This window comes from Neobacillus sp. SuZ13 (assembly GCF_030123365.1).
GTDB lineage: Bacteria > Bacillota > Bacilli > Bacillales > Cytobacillaceae > Neobacillus.
This window is the reverse complement of the sequence record NZ_CP126107.1, coordinates 1,528,967-1,547,481: the sequence shown is the minus strand read 5'-3', so window position 1 is coordinate 1,547,481 and position 18,515 is coordinate 1,528,967. Positions and strand designations below refer to the sequence as shown.

21 protein-coding genes and 1 pseudogene are annotated in these 18,515 nt (G+C 35.9%); 4 read left to right on the top strand and 18 right to left on the bottom strand.

What is annotated here, in order from left to right; translation table 11 throughout:
* Positions 1-118: 118 nt before the first annotated feature.
* From QNH17_RS07470 to QNH17_RS07435, 8 genes are all read right to left on the bottom strand, one after another.
* Positions 119-472, bottom strand: coding sequence for a hypothetical protein (locus tag QNH17_RS07470; protein WP_283878105.1), 354 nt, complete (start codon positions 470-472; stop codon positions 119-121).
* A gap of 148 nt (positions 473-620) precedes the next feature.
* Positions 621-812 (bottom strand): hypothetical protein, encoded by a 192-nt coding sequence (locus QNH17_RS07465; RefSeq protein WP_283878104.1) that lies wholly within the window; start codon positions 810-812, stop codon positions 621-623.
* 111 nt (positions 813-923) lie between these two features.
* Entirely contained in the window at positions 924-1,052 is a 129-nt protein-coding gene (locus QNH17_RS07460; RefSeq protein WP_283878103.1) for a hypothetical protein, read from the bottom strand.
* 11 nt (positions 1,053-1,063) lie between these two features.
* A complete protein-coding gene (locus tag QNH17_RS07455; RefSeq protein WP_283878102.1) occupies positions 1,064-3,478 on the bottom strand; it encodes a heavy metal translocating P-type ATPase in 2,415 nt (804 codons plus the stop codon).
* Positions 3,479-3,561: 83 nt separating this feature from the next.
* Entirely contained in the window at positions 3,562-3,768 is a 207-nt protein-coding gene (gene copZ, locus QNH17_RS07450) for a copper chaperone CopZ (protein ID WP_283878101.1), read from the bottom strand.
* A gap of 25 nt (positions 3,769-3,793) precedes the next feature.
* On the bottom strand, positions 3,794-4,138 hold the full coding sequence (locus QNH17_RS07445) for a metal-sensitive transcriptional regulator (protein ID WP_283878100.1): 345 nt from the start codon (positions 4,136-4,138) through the stop codon (positions 3,794-3,796).
* Between the two features lie 410 nt (positions 4,139-4,548).
* Entirely contained in the window at positions 4,549-5,934 is a 1,386-nt protein-coding gene (locus QNH17_RS07440; RefSeq protein WP_283878099.1) for a 4Fe-4S binding protein, read from the bottom strand.
* Positions 5,915-6,292 (bottom strand): hypothetical protein, encoded by a 378-nt coding sequence (locus QNH17_RS07435; RefSeq protein WP_283878098.1) that lies wholly within the window; start codon positions 6,290-6,292, stop codon positions 5,915-5,917. The genes QNH17_RS07440 and QNH17_RS07435 overlap by 20 nt, the downstream gene beginning before the upstream one ends.
* 277 nt (positions 6,293-6,569) lie before the next feature.
* On the opposite strand from QNH17_RS07435, the gene QNH17_RS07430 reads away from it, so the two are divergent.
* Complete coding sequence (locus tag QNH17_RS07430; RefSeq protein ID WP_283878097.1) at positions 6,570-7,292, top strand: response regulator transcription factor; 723 nt, start codon at positions 6,570-6,572, stop codon at positions 7,290-7,292.
* Positions 7,293-7,346: 54 nt separating this feature from the next.
* Here the strand turns inward: QNH17_RS07430 and QNH17_RS07425 are convergent, their stop codons facing one another.
* The 10 genes and pseudogenes from QNH17_RS07425 to pabB form a co-directional block, all read right to left on the bottom strand.
* Positions 7,347-8,270, bottom strand: coding sequence for a F510_1955 family glycosylhydrolase (locus QNH17_RS07425; protein ID WP_283878096.1), 924 nt, complete (start codon positions 8,268-8,270; stop codon positions 7,347-7,349).
* A 276-nt stretch (positions 8,271-8,546) separates the two neighbouring features.
* On the bottom strand, positions 8,547-8,690 hold the full coding sequence (locus QNH17_RS29960) for a FeoB-associated Cys-rich membrane protein (protein WP_481858579.1): 144 nt from the start codon (positions 8,688-8,690) through the stop codon (positions 8,547-8,549).
* Positions 8,683-8,850, bottom strand: coding sequence for a hypothetical protein (locus QNH17_RS07420; RefSeq protein WP_283878095.1), 168 nt, complete (start codon positions 8,848-8,850; stop codon positions 8,683-8,685). The genes QNH17_RS29960 and QNH17_RS07420 overlap by 8 nt, the downstream gene beginning before the upstream one ends.
* A gap of 805 nt (positions 8,851-9,655) precedes the next feature.
* Entirely contained in the window at positions 9,656-10,282 is a 627-nt protein-coding gene (locus QNH17_RS07415; protein ID WP_283878094.1) for a YdhK family protein, read from the bottom strand.
* Positions 10,283-10,501: 219 nt separating this feature from the next.
* Positions 10,502-10,709, bottom strand: a pseudogene (locus QNH17_RS07410) (C40 family peptidase); the annotation flags it as partial.
* Between the two features lie 109 nt (positions 10,710-10,818).
* The gene (locus tag QNH17_RS07405) at positions 10,819-11,553 is read right to left on the bottom strand and encodes an urease accessory protein UreH domain-containing protein (protein WP_283878093.1); all 735 of its coding nucleotides are present in this window, start codon (positions 11,551-11,553) and stop codon (positions 10,819-10,821) included.
* Between the two features lie 225 nt (positions 11,554-11,778).
* Positions 11,779-12,549: a nucleotidyltransferase domain-containing protein gene (locus QNH17_RS07400; protein WP_283878092.1), complete on the bottom strand. Its 771-nt coding sequence runs from the start codon at positions 12,547-12,549 to the stop codon at positions 11,779-11,781.
* Positions 12,550-12,551: 2 nt separating this feature from the next.
* A complete protein-coding gene (pabC, locus tag QNH17_RS07395; protein ID WP_283878091.1) occupies positions 12,552-13,418 on the bottom strand; it encodes an aminodeoxychorismate lyase in 867 nt (288 codons plus the stop codon).
* Positions 13,419-13,420: 2 nt separating this feature from the next.
* Positions 13,421-14,014, bottom strand: a complete 594-nt coding sequence (gene pabA, locus QNH17_RS07390; RefSeq protein ID WP_283878090.1) for an aminodeoxychorismate/anthranilate synthase component II — start codon at positions 14,012-14,014, stop codon at positions 13,421-13,423.
* A 5-nt stretch (positions 14,015-14,019) separates the two neighbouring features.
* Positions 14,020-15,411 carry an aminodeoxychorismate synthase, component I gene (gene pabB / locus QNH17_RS07385; protein WP_283878089.1) on the bottom strand — a complete coding sequence of 464 codons (1,392 nt, stop codon included), beginning with the start codon at positions 15,409-15,411 and terminating at the stop codon, positions 14,020-14,022.
* A gap of 175 nt (positions 15,412-15,586) precedes the next feature.
* Between pabB and QNH17_RS07380 the strand changes: the two genes are divergently transcribed.
* The 3 genes from QNH17_RS07380 (at position 15,587) to QNH17_RS07370 (ending at position 18,461) form a co-directional block, all read left to right on the top strand.
* Positions 15,587-16,282, top strand: a complete 696-nt coding sequence (locus QNH17_RS07380) for a response regulator transcription factor (RefSeq protein ID WP_283878088.1) — start codon at positions 15,587-15,589, stop codon at positions 16,280-16,282.
* Positions 16,279-17,640: a sensor histidine kinase gene (locus QNH17_RS07375; protein ID WP_283878087.1), complete on the top strand. Its 1,362-nt coding sequence runs from the start codon at positions 16,279-16,281 to the stop codon at positions 17,638-17,640. The genes QNH17_RS07380 and QNH17_RS07375 overlap by 4 nt, the downstream gene beginning before the upstream one ends.
* Before the next feature lie 68 nt (positions 17,641-17,708).
* Entirely contained in the window at positions 17,709-18,461 is a 753-nt protein-coding gene (locus tag QNH17_RS07370) for a PepSY domain-containing protein (protein WP_283878086.1), read from the top strand.
* The last annotated feature ends 54 nt before the right edge of the window (positions 18,462-18,515 follow it).

Below are 18,515 nucleotides of genomic sequence, written 5' to 3'. Positions count from 1 at the left end.
AACAAACATGAAGTCATTAATAGAATTGTATAAAACTGACCAATAATCCGTGTATCACACATGGCTTTTACAAAGTAATGATCGATTGAAAGCTTTTAGGACCATTCGAAAAGGATTATTAAAAGTTATTTTTGTAGTTATTTTTAAAATCGCCGTTCCAGACCAAGAACCCCATCACATGGTGGCTACTCTCATCACTCGATGAATCCCATTTAAAAGTTCCTGAAATAATTTTATTCGTTCCAAAAGAAATTGCAGCTAGTTTAGTAAAGTCATATTGACTAAGATTAACAGAATGAGTGTTCATTATCACTTCGAATACAAGCTGACTGTTGCTGCTTTTTTCTGGAACTAGGGTAGCTTTTACCTCCACGGCTCCTTCAGAATTAATTTTCGTCCATTCACTCTCCATTTCCTTTGCATTTGTTTGTTCGGTACTCATTTTATTTGAAATACTTTGTTGTACTTTCACAGAGGTGGAGCTTTCCTTTGTCTTACTTCCATCTAGGAAAAAATTAGTTAGATAAAACCCAACGAATCCTAAAATTATTACTGCAACTATTTATTACGTACTTTTTAATTAAAAAAAGCCGTAACCTCAAGGATAACGGCTTTAACAATCACTTTAATTTTACCAATTCTGAAAGAAAATCAACTTCATCACGAAGCATATTATTTTCCTCTTGAATAAACTTTAATTTTTTCTCTATCTCCGCTGGAGAAACTATATCTTTATGATGATTATTTGCTTTCATACAAATAATCATCACAAACGGATAAAGTAAAACGAACAAGTATAATAACCATTCCATAACAATCACTCCTTCCTTTTTTCCATCTTATAAAATATACTTGCATTTTCTATGAAGATTGATAACGAAGGATACAATTGTCATTAATAGTTCACTTATTTCCTTATATGATTAATCACCTTTTACATCCATTTGATGAGATGGATTCGTATCCGATCCTACTACTGATACATAGATTCCATAACCAACCATTACTATTAATAAATAAGCTATCGCTGAAAGTGCCCACTTTTTCCACATTATGCTCACCTCTACAATTTTACTTTTTGTAAACGTAACGCATTGAGAACAACAGATACTGAACTGAATGCCATTGCTGCACCTGCTAGCCAAGGCGCCAGAAATCCAAGTGCAGAAACAGGAATACCAAGAGTATTATAGGCAAGGGCCCAGAACAAATTCTGCTTAATATTACTGATTGTCTTCTTACTCATGAAGATTGCATCTGCGATACTATTTAAATCCCCACGAATAAGCGTGATATCAGCTGCTTCCATTGCAACATCGGTACCAGTTCCTATAGCCATTCCGATATCTGCAATGGCAAGGGCTGGCGCATCGTTGATTCCATCACCAACCATTGCTACCTTCTTCCCTTCTGCCTGCAATTTCTTTATTTCATCCGCTTTTCCTTCAGGAAGAACTTCCGCAATAACATTATCAATACCAACTTGTGCAGCTATAGCTCTTGCAGTCTGTTTATTATCCCCCGTAATCATGATTACTTCGATTCCCATATTTTTGAGGCGACCTATAGCTGATTTGGACGTTTCTTTGATAGTATCAGCTACTGCAACCATACCAGCATATTGAGAGTCAATAGCAACCAGCATTGCTGTTTTACCGACCTTTTCTAACTCATCCATTTGACCGTAAGCCTCTTCTGCAGCTACATTGAATTTACTCATTAATTTCCTCGTACCAACTAATAGTTCTTTTCCATCAACAGTTGCTTTAATACCAAATCCAGGAATCGCTTCAAACTCTGTTACATCCTTTAATGGAATCTCTTTATCTTTAATCCCTTGAACAATGGCTTGAGCTAGTGGATGTTCAGATTGTTTTTCGGCAGAACCCACTAATGATAAAAATTCATCCTCTATTTGAGTCTGGACAGTTATTACATCTGTTAAAACAGGTGTTCCATTTGTTACGGTACCAGTTTTATCTAATACAACGCTAGAAATTTTATGGGTCATTTCCAAATGCTCGCCACCCTTAAACAGAATGCCATATTCCGCTGCACGACCTGACCCAGCCATGATAGATGTTGGCGTTGCTAGACCTAATGCACAAGGACAAGCGATAACTAAAACGGCAATCAGTTTTTCTAATGCTTCTGCAAAATTGCCAGGCTCCACCCAAACATACCAAACAATAAATGTTAGGACGGCAAGGGCAACTACAATAGGAACAAACACACCTGAAATCTTATCAGCTAGACGTTGAATAGGTGCCTTTGACCCCTGTGCTTCTTCTACTACCTTAATAATTTGGGCTAAGGCTGTATCTCTGCCCACTTTTGTGGCCTCAATCAATAAGAAACCATTTTTATTGATTGTAGCTCCGATTACCTCATCACCGATGGTCTTATCAACTGGGACACTCTCTCCTGTAAGCATCGATTCATCAATGGCGGAACGTCCTTCCAATATCTTTCCGTCCACCGGTATTTTGTCACCTGGTTTAATATGAACGATATCTCCAACAATTACTTCTTCAATGGGGATTTCTTGTTCTACTCCATCTCTTTCAACAATCGCTGTCTTTGCTTGGAGACCCATCAGTTTTTTTATCGCTTCTGATGACCTTCCTTTAGCCTTTGCTTCAAAAAGCTTTCCAAGAATAATCAGCGTAATAAGAATGGAACTAGTCTCATAGTAAAGTTCTACGGAGTGGTTCATTCCTCCGATAGACATTAATGATAAATATAAACTGTAAAAATAAGCTGCCGATGTTCCTAAAGCCACTAGAACATCCATATTTGCGCTTTTATTTTTTAATGCTTTATAGGCCCCAACATAAAATTGTTTACCAATGTAAAATTGTACCGGGGTAGCTAAAGCTAATTGCACCCATGGATTCATAAAAATTTTGGGGACCCAAATAAATGAGGTGAACGAAAAGTGACCCACCATTGCCCATAAAAGCGGGAAGGAAAGGATGGCAGAAAAGATAAACTTCCCTTTTTGTCTTTCAATTTCCTTTTGACGGTGGTCACTGGTTTCTTTTGCATCATCCTTTATTTGAGCACCATAACCAAGGTTTTCTACCTTTTTAATAATTTCACTTGGATTTAGGACCGCACTGTTGTACTCCACGGTCGCTTTTTCAAGTGCCAAATTCACATTTGCTTTCACGACACCGTCTAATTTATTTAAACCCTTTTCGATTCGGGTAGCACAGGCTGCACAGGTCATACCGGTTATGTCCAATTCTGTTTTCTCATTAACAACATCGTAACCCAGATCTTTAATCTTTTTTTCAATGTCTTCAACATTTACTTTTTCCGGATCATATTTAACATTAGAACGCTCTAGAGCAAGGTTAACATTGGCTGTTTCCACGCCTTCTAACTTATTTAGATCCTTTTCAATTCTTATCGCACAGGCTGCACAGGTCATACCTGAGATTTGTAAATTTGTTTCTTTTAAATTTTGACTCATTAAAGCCAACTCCTTATACCCCATATAGGTATATTTTTGTTTGAAAAGAACGTGCTAGAGACTAGCACGTCTTTTTAACTATGTTATTTCACATCGTATCCTTGATCTTCAATCGTTTCTTTAATTTGATTTAATGAAACCTCTTGGTCATTAAACTCAACATCCACTTTAGCAGCCTTTAAATCCACTTTAACGGAACTGATTCCCTTAAGTGCACCAACACTTCCTTCGACAGCCTTTACACAATGACCGCAAGACATTCCTTGAACATTTAATGTTACCTTTTCCATTTTGAAACTCCCTCTCTTTTATGAATTATTTTTTTATAAGTCTTTGGATGGTAGTTAGCAATTCATCCACAACTTCATAGTCACCCTCTTGAATTCTTTCGACCACACAGCTTTTCATATGGCCTTCCAATAGCACTTTCGCCACACTATTTAGAGCTGCTTGGGTTGCAGCAATTTGCGTAATAACATCATCACAATAGGTATCTTTATCAATCAAACCTTTAATACCACGAATCTGTCCCTCAATACGATTTAATCTTGAAATAAGATTTTGTTTTGTTTTATCTGAATGATGACTTTTCCGCTCCGATGTTAAAGGATCACAGTGCTCATTAGAATGATTCAGGTTAACAGGATCGTGATTATTCATTACCACCCCTCCTTTAAATCTAATTTACCATACCCCCCCACCCTATGTAAATAGGCGTTATTAAAAATTATTTAGATTTTTATACGACTTCACAATATGTCCACAAGTCTCTTGCTTTTATTACATAAATGCTGTTCAAAGTAGTTATGCAATCGATTTACCTTATTAACTTTATCAAATAAATATGGAGAAACTATGCATTTATCTTTTATTTTATAAATATGTCAATTGTTTATCCCATGTCTCAAAATCCAATGGGCTTTTTTACTCAAACCAGCCTTCTTATGTTTGCTTATATAGCAAATATGGGGAACTAGTAAAAGTTACTATAAATGCTCCTTTATTTTCATTAATATGAAAAAAAGACAAGATTTTGAAGAATCTAGTCTTTTTCAAATTTCGATAATTTATTAAACTCGATGCATCATAGGTAGTGAGAATAGATAAATATTAGCTACTGCAAGTAATACCATTAATACATAATATGGAGCCAATGCTTTAAAGGAGCCCTTATTACCAATACGATAGGCAGTATAGATTGAGCCGACCATTCCTATTACAATAATGATGTACTGTAAAATTTGAACAGAGGAAGCAGGTGCAAATGCAAGGTCTCCCCTTGTTACATTCATACCAAATAATGCAGCAGAGTTGTACCAAATTGCTTTTCCTTCCGTAATGATATGGAATAAGTTATGAGCAAGGTGTCCTGCTAAATCCAGTGGAATAATTGCATAACCGAACCGAATAAAGTTTTTCTTAACTTTCTCTACAGATCCGCCAGTTATCGTAGCAATTTTTGCAGTACCATATAAGAGAGCAACTGGGATAGCCATTGAAATAATAAAGGCCACAGTAAAGTTTACATTATAATTTTCCGTTCCTGTTACTGAACCAATTGCTTTTAAAATGTCCTGCCAAATATTTACCATTGTGATATTTTGAACGAAAACAATACCCATAATGACTGCTGCTAGGAATGTATGTTCAATCATTGGCTTTTTAATTACCCATAGTTCAGATGTAGGTACCCGTGGTGAAATTCGAATGGAGTTATTTGGGCAGTTTTTTACACAGTCCCCACATAAGTTACAATCAGCTGCAGTATCCATCGTTCTAACAAACTGAAACATTGGGCAACCTTCTGCTTTTTCGCTTCCTTTAAAGCAAGATTGTGTCTTACAAGTCTTACATATTTCAGGTGTGCCTCGAAGTTCTAATGAACCAGAACGTGAATAGTTTCCTGAAAGTCCCCCTAGAAAACATAGAGTTTTACAAAATGTTCTTCTCTCGAAAAAAATCGATGTTCCTATTACCATTGTTACAAGTAAAAGCAGTAAATAACCAGAACCTCTCGGAGATTCAACAATTCCCCAAATATGATCGCTGTAGGTAATGGCAATAAAGAAAAGGTCAATCATCCAAAGTCCATACTTTCTTAAGAATTTTGGCATTGGACGATTACTGCCTATCGTTTTCCGAATAATATCACTTACTTTACCAAAGGGGCAAATCGCACACCAAAATCTACCGATTACTAAGAAAAAGATTGGAATTAATGGCCACCATAACACCCAAGTTAATGACGTTCCAACATTTCGAGTTGGATCAACTGTTCCCGCCACCAATTCATAAACAATTATCGAAAAAACAGCGAGTACAATCCATTGAAAAATCCCTGGATACCATTTGCTTTGAATGAATTTTTTTACAATTGGTATTGATAATAGATTATAAGGTTTCTTATCTTGCATTTGTTTTTTCTCTTTAGATAACTTATCTTTTGGAATTGCCATTGGAAACATCCTTTCTTCTAAACCACTTATTCCAAACGCCAATCACTATAAAGGAAAGATTGACCGCACCAAAAGTTCCTAAAACCTTCATGTTTGCAGGTTTTTCCTTGACAGGCTCATGACCATGGCCACCACTGCCTTCCATGTCCATTCCTTCCATATCATGATCATTACTCGTGCTTTCTGTATCATGACTGTCTGAGTTTTTTCCCTCGCTCATGTCTTCCATATTATGTTCCGATTGTCCATTAAGGTTAGATGTGGATGGAACCTTACTATGGTCACCATCTGCCAAAGCTATTCTTCCACCTGAAAATACAACCACAAGGATAATCATTAACAACCATTTTCCCTTCAAAGTCCTCACCTCATTCCAAATATGTGTAGAGTACGATAAATGCTTAACAACTTAAACATTAATAAAAAAGTGTGCAGAAACTTTGATTTTTTGTTGTATAAAATATGGCATTTGCAAAAATATCTCGATTTTGACACAAAATTGAAATAAAGTTTGAAGCCCCCCCATTTTTATATGTAGATTTTTTTAGAAGTACAGAAAAAATATTAAATCTGCAAAGTTTCTTCATAAATTTCTTCTATGATAATGATATAAACCTTGCTAAGGCGGTGGATATATGAAGACAATTCTACTTGTAGATGATGAAGCTCGAATGCTTGACCTTTTAGGACTATATTTATCCCCTCATGGTTATAGATGCAAGAAGGCTGATTCAGGGAAAACTGCTTTGACTTATTTTGAAAAAGAAAAGGTTGACCTTGTAATTCTTGATATAATGATGCCAGAGATGGATGGTTGGACAACCTGCCAAAAAATAAGAGAAATTTCAGATGTTCCCATTATTATGCTAACTGCCAGGAGTGAAACGCCTGATGTTATTAAGGGATTAAAATTTGGGGCTGATGACTATGTGACCAAACCTTTTAATGAAGAGGAGTTATTAGCCAGAATGGAGGCATTGCTCAGAAGAACGAGGGTTTCAACAGAAGACAAGCATTTTCTAGTTTTCAATGGCCTAGAATGGAATGAAGAATCAATGGAATTGAAGTATAAAGGCCAAGTCATTTCTGTTACACCAAAAGAATTTGCTTTAATTGGTTTGTTTATAAAAAATCCTCAAAAAGTGTACTCCCGTGATCACTTATTGTCATTAATATGGGGGCTTAAATCACAGATAGATGATCGAACTATTGATTCCCATATTAGGAATTTACGAGAAAAGTTACGGAGTGCAGGATTCCCTATAGATAGACACCTTTTTACTGTATGGGGCATTGGATATAAATGGGTAAATAAAGATCCGAAAGTATCTATTAATGATAAAATCTTCCTTAATTAATCCTTTATTTACTCAAAAAGCAGTGATATCAAGATGATCACTGCTTTTTTATCGTTATTTTAATTTTCCAGATTTAATAATTTGCTCCCAATTTCCCCCGCCATCTTTTGTTTCATACAAAGAGGTTGAAAATGTGGAAACAGCAATTTGTTTTTCGTCCTTTTGGTTTACTGATATGGAAGAGGCTGCATCTTGATCAAGATCTAAACCAATATTCTTCCAGGATTGCCCTCCATCTTGAGAAATCATAACTCCTCTGGTCACATTGTCCATGGAGTAAGCAATAATGTCTTTTCCATTAGGCATGAGTGTCATGGCTGTAATAAGACGGGTATCATCAAAAATTGCCCAATTTGCTCCACCATCTTTTGATACCATAACTCCATTTTCAGTTCCCGCCAGCAAGGTATTTTTATCTTCTGGGAGAACCAATAGGGAGTGAACTTTCATAAGATCACTTGGTAATCCTTTTGGTTCTACCTTAGCCCATTTTTTCCCACCGTCTAAACTTTTATAAATCCCAGCACCATATTGTCCGGTACCCATATCATTTAGACCATAAATGACGTTTGGATCGTGATGATATGTTGTTAGAGTATGGAAATCGATTTTACCAACATACTCTACCTCTTTCCAATGCAGCCCCTTATCTTTACTGATTAAAACTCCCATTGGGTTCGGATATTCAGAGTCTGTACCAGGGTGTCCACTTGTTATCATCGTTCCATCTGAACGCAAATGGAATCCCATAAAATCATCATTTGCAGAACCCACCTTCTTCCAAGATTCTCCGTTTGTTGAGAAAAGTCCTTCATGAGTTGCTATGTAGGTTGTCCCATCGTTAGAAACACCTACCCCATGGATATCTTCAATTTTTTTCCCGCTTTTTACTGATGTAACCTTGGACTCCTCTTTTGAACTACAAGCGGAAAGAATTAAACTCAAAGATAATACTGATAATACAAATGCCTTTTTCATTACTTCACCTCAAACAGTCTTTATTAAACAAATTTATATTGCTTATATGTTTAATCTATCAAAAAAATATTGAGAAATTGTGCATTATTCATTATTGTCACGAATTGGTCAACTTTCATTTAGGTTTAATTCATTTGACAAATATTTTGACCCTCTTCAATTAAATTTTCGATATGAAATAATAATTGTTCACTTTGAACAAACAGATACTATTATCCAACTACTACATTAAAAATCGTTTCCCACAGGAAACGATTTTAGATTATTCTCTAAATACTAATGGCATTGACAATTTTCTCCCTTACAAGAGCAATACGACGAGCAAGAAGGGCATTTCCCTTGTTTGGATTTTTGAATATTTTTAAATAGGATTAAACCAGCAACTGTAAATATAACAATACCAATAAGCCAATTAATCATTTTTCACTCCACCTTTAACCAAAACTTTAGATTTATTGCTAACAGTTAATGTTTTAAATAACTTACTTAAAAAGTTTGGTGGTTGATTTTTAGTTTCTAATGCTGCCTTTCTTTCCATCTCTATTTGGTGGAGAGTGAATTTCATGGGTTTCTGGCACATAAGGATCCTCCTTAGTATTCCCTATTAAATCATACAGCGCCTTTATCTACTTTTAGTGTAGTAAACAAGTTTGCAGAAAGTAACAAGAAATTATTACAATCTACAGAACTATAGATTAGTGTTTTCGAATCCTACCTAGGAAGGTTGTTTCATTAGCTCTAAATCCAATGAAATAGATCTATTAAAGGATGTATTGACAAAGACTAGGAAAAAAAGGTTTTTATTTATAACAACTTTACCCATTCTTATTTATTGGGCAAGTAGAACAGCAATTCTTTGAATTGTATTTCCTTTTGAGGCATGAAATAGAAGAGCATAATCTTTTATTCCCCGGTAGATGAATGGATCGATATTTAATTCTTTTTTTAACCTATGCATTTTACTAATTACTTGATATAACTCAGTTTGTATTTTTTTGTTCGTTTCGTAGAGGCTTTCGTAATCATTTTTTTTGAAAATGAATCTTTTTCTACCTGGAGGGTTAAAAACACTTGTTTGAACTTTTAAATGTTCTGTTACTAGGCGATTAATTTCTATCAAAATATTAATTAATTATTTTTTATAATTACTTGTAGTTTCCAATCTAGACATCTCCATTCTAATAATTTAGGACTGCCTTGCAATGTTTTTCCTCTTTTCTTTTGAGAGTCAAGTAAGACATGGAACAAGCTTTGGAATAATTTAAGAAAGTAAAAGGATAACCTTACAGTCATTATCAATACAATTTCTTAGCTTGGAAACCATTTTTTTGAATTGAAAAAAGGGGGTGCACTGCAACCCCTCTTCATATTTAAACCCTCTAATATTATTTTGCAGATAGTTCACTTTCTGTTACCCATTGATGATTTGTTACTTTTTCTCCTCCGTTAGTTGGAGTGTAATCAATCATGTATACCGTTGTTTTTTCTGCGGAATCAATTGTTCCAGTTGCCCCCATCATACCTTCCATGTGGTCTGCATTTAAGGTAACTTTTGTTCCAGGTTCTAAGGTTTTAGTGCCCGCATCTTTAATTTCTTCTTGAATAACCCATTTATGATTTTTTACCGGTTCTCCCCCGGTTGTTGGTGTATAGGTAACCGCGTAAACTACTGTATCATATGCACCTACAATGGTTGCCTTAGCACCATTCATACCTTCCATGTGTTCTGAATGAACAATGGCGTTGGTTCCTACTTTATAGGTGGGATTATTTGCTTCTTTTAATCCTTCAGGAACTTCACCTGTACCAGAATGATCCATATCCCCCATGTCCATACTTGAATCATCTGTATTCGAATCATCCTTATTTGAATTTTTATCATCCATCTTCATGTTTCCATGATCCATATTAGAATTATCCGAGCTCTTATCATCATTATTGTTAGAACAAGCAGCTAACATTAACATTAATATCAAGGAAACAATTCCAATCAACAATTTTTTAGATTTCATTTTAACCCTCCTAAAATTTGTTACAAAACATATCCTACTATAAAAATGTGCAGAAAGTATGGATTTTGTTTGAAAAATAAACACTTTCTTACATAAAAGGTGTTAACACCAAAAACAGGGAGATTCCTCTTAATGGAAAACTCTCTGTTTCTCCAGAAATGGTTATAAATCCGAGAATTATTCAGAAAAAAATGCAACCATAAAAGAATACAAGTTAGGTTATAATTGTATTGCTCCTAGATATCGAGATTTCCAGTAAGAATTTTTCTTATCAGAAATTTCGACTCCCCTGGAAGAACTAGAATGAATGAATTTTACCATTTCCTACATAGATCCCCATATGCGAAGGACCGGGTTTATATGTTTCGTAATAGACGAAATCGCCAACAGATAAAGTATTTACAGGCTTCATCCTATTCCAATATCCTTTTGAATAATTCCAATCTATTGGAGATGGAACAGATAGATTCAAAAACCTAGAAATTATTAATGACAAAAAACAACATGATTCATTCATTGTTTTTGTTTGTATCATGTTATAAAGACCAATAAGTTAAAGTGTCAAAAATCCCTAAGAGAAGCATCAAAACCCCGGCAAACCTTTGTATCACCATTCCAAACTTTCTCCCTTTTTTCATTATCATCCCACTACCACCGAGGAACCAAATGATTAAAATAAAAATCAATAGTGGAATTGCGGTTCCAATTGCAAATATTGGAGGTAGAATAAACCCATAAGTACTAGACAATACGACAGGCATTAAGGTCATAAAGAATAGTACAAACATAGTCGGACAGAATGCTAGTGAAAAACTAAATCCTAACATAAAAGATCCGAATGGATTTTCACCCTTGTATACATTTAATCCTTTTAATAGATTTAAAGTTCCTGTTAATTTGATAAAACCCATCATAAACAACCCGACTATAACTAATAAAGGCCCCATTATCTTCCGAAGCCAAGGAAAATATAAAGTAAGATTTTGTTCAAATTCCCTTCCGAGCAACCACACCAAAACACCTAATAAAGAAAATGCTACTATTTTACCGAAAGTGAAAAAGATAACATCCTTCCAAGCGATTTTCTTTTGAATAGAACGGTTACCATAAAGTGTTACAGCACTAATATTACCGGTTAGCTGACAAGGTGCAAGAGCTCCAATAAGTCCTAGAATAAACGCAAACACTATTGGCCATGTTTCTAGGCTATAGGCTATATTAGAAAACGGTTTGCTTACAAATGAGCTAAATTGACTTAATATACTGTACATTTAACCACCTTAAATCAATATAAATTTGATAGATAAAGCTTGACTTAAAAATTTACCTCCTACTAAAATTTTATTTCAAAAGGTATTCTACAACAAAAATTTGCAGAAATTATGAATTTTTATAGCTCTCACAATTATCAACCGCTTATATTTATATAAAAAAAATAAGCCACTTTTGAAATAAAGTGGCTTCCAAAGTAAATTAAATTTTTTAGACTGAGGTGATTATGCCCAAACCTCATCAAGAATATCTCGGAATAGATTATCCAAAACTGGGGTCATATCCTCTTTGGATACTTTAAGGGTTTTCGTGTATTCCTCAAGCCGATTGATTTCTTTTTCTAAAAATTCATTGATGGCATTAACCTTCGGCTCAAGATTGAGTTCATCACCGCTGATTTTCCTTGCTAGCAAGGTTAGAATTTCCTGCTTTAACTTCCCCTCTTCAAGAAGCTCTTCTACTAGTACTTGAAATTCAATTGGCGGGACTGTATTGTATCTTTCAATCCATAAACAAGCTAATACCGGTCTTAGAACATAGAAGTACTTTTTAATTTTCACATGGTCTCCACGGAGATAATCGCGAAAATTGCCTTTTGCCATATTTAAGTAATGATAAAGTGCGGATTGTGGTAAGAACACTTGATTCTGGATTGCTTTTAATTGATCTACTAATGAAAAAGCTTGATAATACACAATTCCCGAATGGAGCCACTCCATTAGCGGTGGATTGGATTTTCGAAAGAGTTTGAGCGCCTTTCGAATTTCCCAACCATTAATATCAAGGAGGTCATTAATTGGAAGTTCAATCACTTCTCGCTTTTGGTCAATGCTCAAATACCAGTCCTTTTGATGGACATAAATAAATCGGACATCATAATCACTATCCTTAGAAGGAAATCCCCATGCTCTGCTCCCAGACTCGACGGCAAGACAGACTTTTACTTCATATTGTTCTTCAATTTTTTTGATTTCAGCGAGTATTTTTTCTTTCAAGGTTATTCACTCCTTAATCCATGCCTTGACCACAGACTTTTACAATAGTGGCGATATTCACGATGTAATAATTGTACAATTTGGCCACGTTTACCAGGAAATTCATGTCCTTCAAATATAGAAATGGGGACGATCTCTTGTATGGAATTAGTGACAAACATCTCTTCGGCCTCTAGGCTGTGTTCCAAGGAATAAAGCCCCTCTTCTACACTCAAATTATGTTTCTTCGCTAACTCACAAACAAACTGGCGTGTAATCCCATTTAAAATACCAGTTTGTACAGAAGGGGTGTATACGACATTTCCTTTTACCCAATAGATATTAGAAACGATTCCTTCTGCTATGTACCCTTTCTCATTTAGGAAAATCCCTTCTGTATCTGCAGCATGTCCTATCTCTCTTTTGGCCAAGATATTATTCATAAAATGATGGGACTTAAGACGTTCACTTCCTTCGGGACTGTTTCGTTTCAACTCCAATAATACCGCCTTTTTTTCTGTTAATCCCTCACTTTGAGGTAATGGTTTAGGAAAAAAAAGAATGTTTGGTTCAAAGTAAGGCTCCACTTGCAAACCAATATCCCCTATGCCGGCCGAGACATTTAGCCTTAAATAAGCGTTAGTCAAACCGTTTAGTTTTAATAATTCTTGCAAAATGTTATTCGTTTCTTTACGCTCAAAACGATAGTTGATGTTTAGAACCTCTAATCCTTGATTAAGACGCTCTAAATGGTCATCTAGTAAGAAAGGATGTCCTTCATAGACCCGGAACGTTTCAAATAACCCCATTCCATATAAAAAACCATGATCAAACGGGGAAATCATCGCCTCTTCTTTTGTTAAAAACTGTCCGTTTAAATAGATGAACATAATTAATGACCCTTTTGAATAGCAATATTTTTATAGTGATGGACGAAGTTACGTAACAACTCTTTTCCCGATGTTGTTAAAATAGATTCGGGGTGAAACTGGACTCCTTCAATCGGTAACTCTTTATGACGAATGGCCATAATTTCTCCTTCTTTTGTCCATGCGGAAATCTCAAAGCATTCAGGCAATGTCTCTCGTTTGACTATTAATGAATGGTATCGAGTAGCAGGAAACGGGTTTGGCAATCCTCGAAAAATTGTCTTTCCGTCATGATACATATCGGATGTTTTCCCGTGCATCAGCCTTTCCGCGCGAATAACATCTCCATTAAAAGCCTGAGCAATTGCTTGCTGGCCTAGGCACACACCGAATATCGGGATTTTCCCTGCGAATGCTTGAATCGCATCCAAGCTGATTCCAGCTTCATTTGGACTGCATGGCCCTGGAGACACCATTAAGAATTCAGGTTGTAGTTTTGTAATCTCTGCTATCGATGTTTGATTATTTCGCTTAACCACTAATTCTTCTCCCAATTCACCTAAATATTGCACTAAATTAAAGGTAAAGGAATCGTAATTATCTATCATAAATATCATTGCTCTTACTCCTCTGCCATTTCTTTCGCTTTCCATAATGCAGCTGCTTTTTTCATCGATTCTTTGTACTCATGCTTTGGATTAGAATCAATAACGATTCCTGCCCCGGCCTGCACATGTGCCATCCCATCTTTAACAAGCATGGTGCGGATAATAATGTTTAATTCTAAATCGCCGCTAAAATCAATCCAGCCAAGAGAACCGGTGTACACTCCTCTTTGAACGGGCTCAAGTTCCTCAATTATTTCCATTGTACGGACTTTAGGAGCGCCAGTTATAGTTCCTCCCGGGAATACAGAATCAATGATATCAAAGCTTGATTTGTCCTCCGCTAATTCTCCTCTTACATTGGAGACAATATGCATGACATGGGAATACTTTTCAATGACCATAAATTCATTGACCTCGACGGTCCCATACTTACATACCCTACCAAGATCATTTCGCTCTAAATCCACCAACATCACATGTTCCGCACGCTCTTTTTCATTTTCAATTAATTCATTCGCAAGTTGGATGTCTTCTTCGTGATTTTTACCCCTTGAACGAGTGCCTGCGATCGGACGTGTACTTACTTCTAGTCCGTCCTTTTTAACAAGAAGTTCAGGCGACCCACTTACAAGTTGAAATTCCGGAGTATGAAGATAGGCCATATAAGGAGATGGATTTAAGGACCTTAATTGTTCATACACTTCTATTGCTTCTATATCAATCGGTTTTGATTGGCGGACGGCAAGGTTCACCTGAAATACATCGCCTTGTCCAATATATTGCTGAATCTTGATTACAGCCTGAATAAATTCATCTTCTGTCATTGAAACCTCTAGATTATTATTGTTACTTTCTCTAGGCTTTTTTATTTGAATGGAAGGGATGTCTTGAATCCATTGTTTTTCCCATAAGGAAATTTTTTCTTCCATCCCCTGGTCATTTTCAGCTAAAAACATAAGCCACAAAATCTCTTCTTTATGATCAAAGACAAACCATTCTTTCACAATAAAAAAGTAGATTTCCGGTATTTGTAAGTCATCTGTTGCTAGATCCGGAAGGACTTCAATATACCTAGCATAATCATAGCTTATGTAACCAATTGCACCTCCTAGGAAACTAGGAAGACCTTCTATTTTATCGACATGATACCGATTCATATATTCCATCAATAAGTGTAATGGATTCCCTTCCTGTTTCTCGGTACCATTTTCATTTTGAATTTCAAGCATATGGTTTTTCCCTTTTATTATCGTCTCAGGCTGAAATGCAGCAATGCTGTAGCGCCCGCCGCGGCCGCTTTCCAACAGCACATGATGGGTGTTTTTCTCACCCAGTACACGATATTGGCTAAAAAACCTTGAATAAGTAAAAGGAATTTTCTTACAGTATAAATGAAGTTGTGTCAATCAATTCACTCCTTAACTTTTCTCTTTTTTCATCATACTTGAAAAGGGTGTCAGGCACCACTCTTGTTGTGAGGTTGCAGGTCGATATTTTTTTCAATCATTAAAAGGAATTTATTAACTGGCTGTGGAAAAGGGTAATAAATTAGTAATATTCAATTTCTAAGGGGGCTCACTTATGAAAAAGGAAACCATTCTAGTGGTTGAAGATGAAGAAAAGATCGCTCGGCTTCTTGAGATCGAACTTGAGTACGAAGGATATATGGTAACAAAGGTAAATGATGGTCTAGAAGCATTTGAAGCATACAAGAAGGGGAAATGGGACTTAATCTTACTTGATGTCATGCTCCCTGGAATCAGCGGAATTGAACTGCTCAGGCGGATACGGATAAACGACCAAATCACACCTGTTCTTTTACTAACTGCCAAAAGTTCGGTTGAAGATAAAGTGTCAGGACTGGATTATGGGGCAAATGATTATATAACAAAGCCTTTTCAAATTGAAGAGGTATTAGCGCGGGTCCGTGCTGCTTTAAGGGTTAAAGCTGTAGAACATCCTCAGGAAGACGAAAGTTTATTAATATTTGCTGACCTAAAAGTAAATTCAAAAACAAGGGAAATTTTTCGTGGAGAAGATGCCATTGAATTAACTCCTAGAGAGTTCGATTTGTTGGTTTATTTATTAATAAATAAGCGGCAGGTATTAAACAGAGATCAAATTTTGGAAGCAGTCTGGGGATATGACTTTATCGGTGACACAAATGTAGTCGATGTTTATATTCGATATGTCAGAAAAAAATTAGAACAGCAGAATAAGCCCGCATTAATCCATACCGTCCGTGGTGTCGGGTATGTCTTAAAGGAAGCTAAATGAAACTTAGTAATAAAATAAATTTTTATACTGCCGTGTTATTTGCCGCCTTATTGATAGTGATGAATCTATCTGTGTATTACACCTTTAACAAATTAATTCTCAACAGTGAATTAAACACCTCCGCAAAGGAAATGGAAAAAACGACAAATGATATTGGGAAATCACTTGGTTCCATTTCTGAGGCAGAACTTTTACGTTCTTACGTCCCTATCAATGGAATGATCCAATTTGTCACAGAGGATAACAACCCCTTATCAACAGTCACAAGCCCCACAGAGCAAGCTTTAATCGGAAGAAAAGCCGAGTTTCATCAAGGGGAAGTTAGTACTTTTATTGTTTTTCAAAAAAAGTCATATACCTTTGAGTCTATGCCTATTATTTTACTAGATGGAAGTGTCGCAAATCTTCAAGTGACTAAAAGCATTCAGCCTGCAACTGATAACTTAAAAATTCTGAGGCTTGTCTTGATTTTGGTGACACTTCTGGCACTAATTCCTGTAGTTGTTTCCAGCCGGATTCTCAGTAAACTGATTACCAACCCTGTTACATCCATGATTAAGACCATGAAAGAAATTAGACAGAGCGGCCGCTTCAAGAGGCTGACGCTTGATGGAAAATCAAAGGACGAACTTTATCAAATGGGAGAAACCTTTAACCATATGATCGATTTACTTGAAACAAATTACGAAAAACAAAAACAGTTTGTTTCAAATGCTTCTCATGAATTTAAAACCCCGTTAACCATTATTGAGAGCTATGCTAGTCTTTTAAAGCGGAGAGGATTAAAGGAACCGGAGCTTTTTGCCGAATCGATTGAAGCGATTCATTCCGAAGCAGTTCGCATGAAAGACATGACTGAACAGCTGTTACTGTTGGCTAAGCATCACGAGCAGTGGAATATCCAAAAGTCTGAGCTAAATCTTAGCGACTTTATGCTGCGAACGGTTAAGGCCTTTCAAAGTGCTTATAATAGAGAAATACATTTTCAGCAGAAAAACAATTTTCAGAAAACGGTTGTTACGGATGAAAAGAAACTAAAGCAGCTACTGTATATCTTTCTTGATAATGCACGGAAATATAGTGATGATGCCATTACAGTTAATTTAGGAATAAAGCATGATGAGGCATTTATAAGTATAGCCGACAAGGGAATCGGCATTCAAAAAGATGAACTGCCAAAGGTCTTTGACCGTTTTTACCGTGTTGATAAAGCAAGAAATAGAAAAAAAGGCGGTTCTGGACTTGGCTTATCATTAGCAAAGGAAATTGCTGATGCCATTGGTATCAGGATTCTCCTTGAAAGTGAAGAAGGAGTTGGAACCACGGCAACTCTTTTTATTAAAACTAATAAAAATTAATCCATTTCTCAGCAATTTCTAATCTTCATATTAGAAAATAAATGTACTTTACGTGGTGAGGTGAAAGAATGAAGAAAAAAACTGGGTTCTGGATGATAATAGGCTTTCTTATTTTTGCCTTTCTCATTTATTTTAGTTGGCAAATGTTCGGCCCGACCGAAGCATCGGCTGAAATTTTATCAAAACAGGCAGCACAAAAGCTTGTCCAGGACCGCTATCAGGGAACAGTTATTCAAATTAAGTTAACTGATGACCAGCAATACCATATAGATTTAGAGAAAAAGGATACTATTTATCAGATCGAACTAAATGCGATTTCTGGAAAAGTCCTGTCATTTATCAAAAAAGAAACGAAGTCTCCACCTCTTAATCAACCAGAGGTTACATTTAAATCAGAAGATGAAATTAAAAAAATCATATTAGCCAAGGTAAAAGGAACGATTACATCATTTGAAAAAATAACCAGCGAGGACGAAACGATATACAAGGCAGTCGTAAAAAAAGGAAATAATCAAACTACACTCATAGTGGATGCTCATACTGGAGAGATTCTCTCCTCAACTACTACACAAAATAATACTTCTTCCAGTAAGAGACTTACTGAGGAAGAGGCACGTGATATTGCAAAGAAACAAGTAAATGGGATTGTGGAACATATTTGGCTGGAAACAAAAGGTGAACAAACCTACTACCTTGTTGAAGTTGAGACCCAGGATGACAGAGAAGCAATTGTACAAATACATTCCATTACAGGCAATGTTATGTCGGTTTCATGGGACGATCGCAGTAGCGATGATGATAAAAAGGAAGATGATGACTAAAGTAAAGAACAGATAGTTTACACTAATGATGATTCTCATTAAATTCTAATGTTT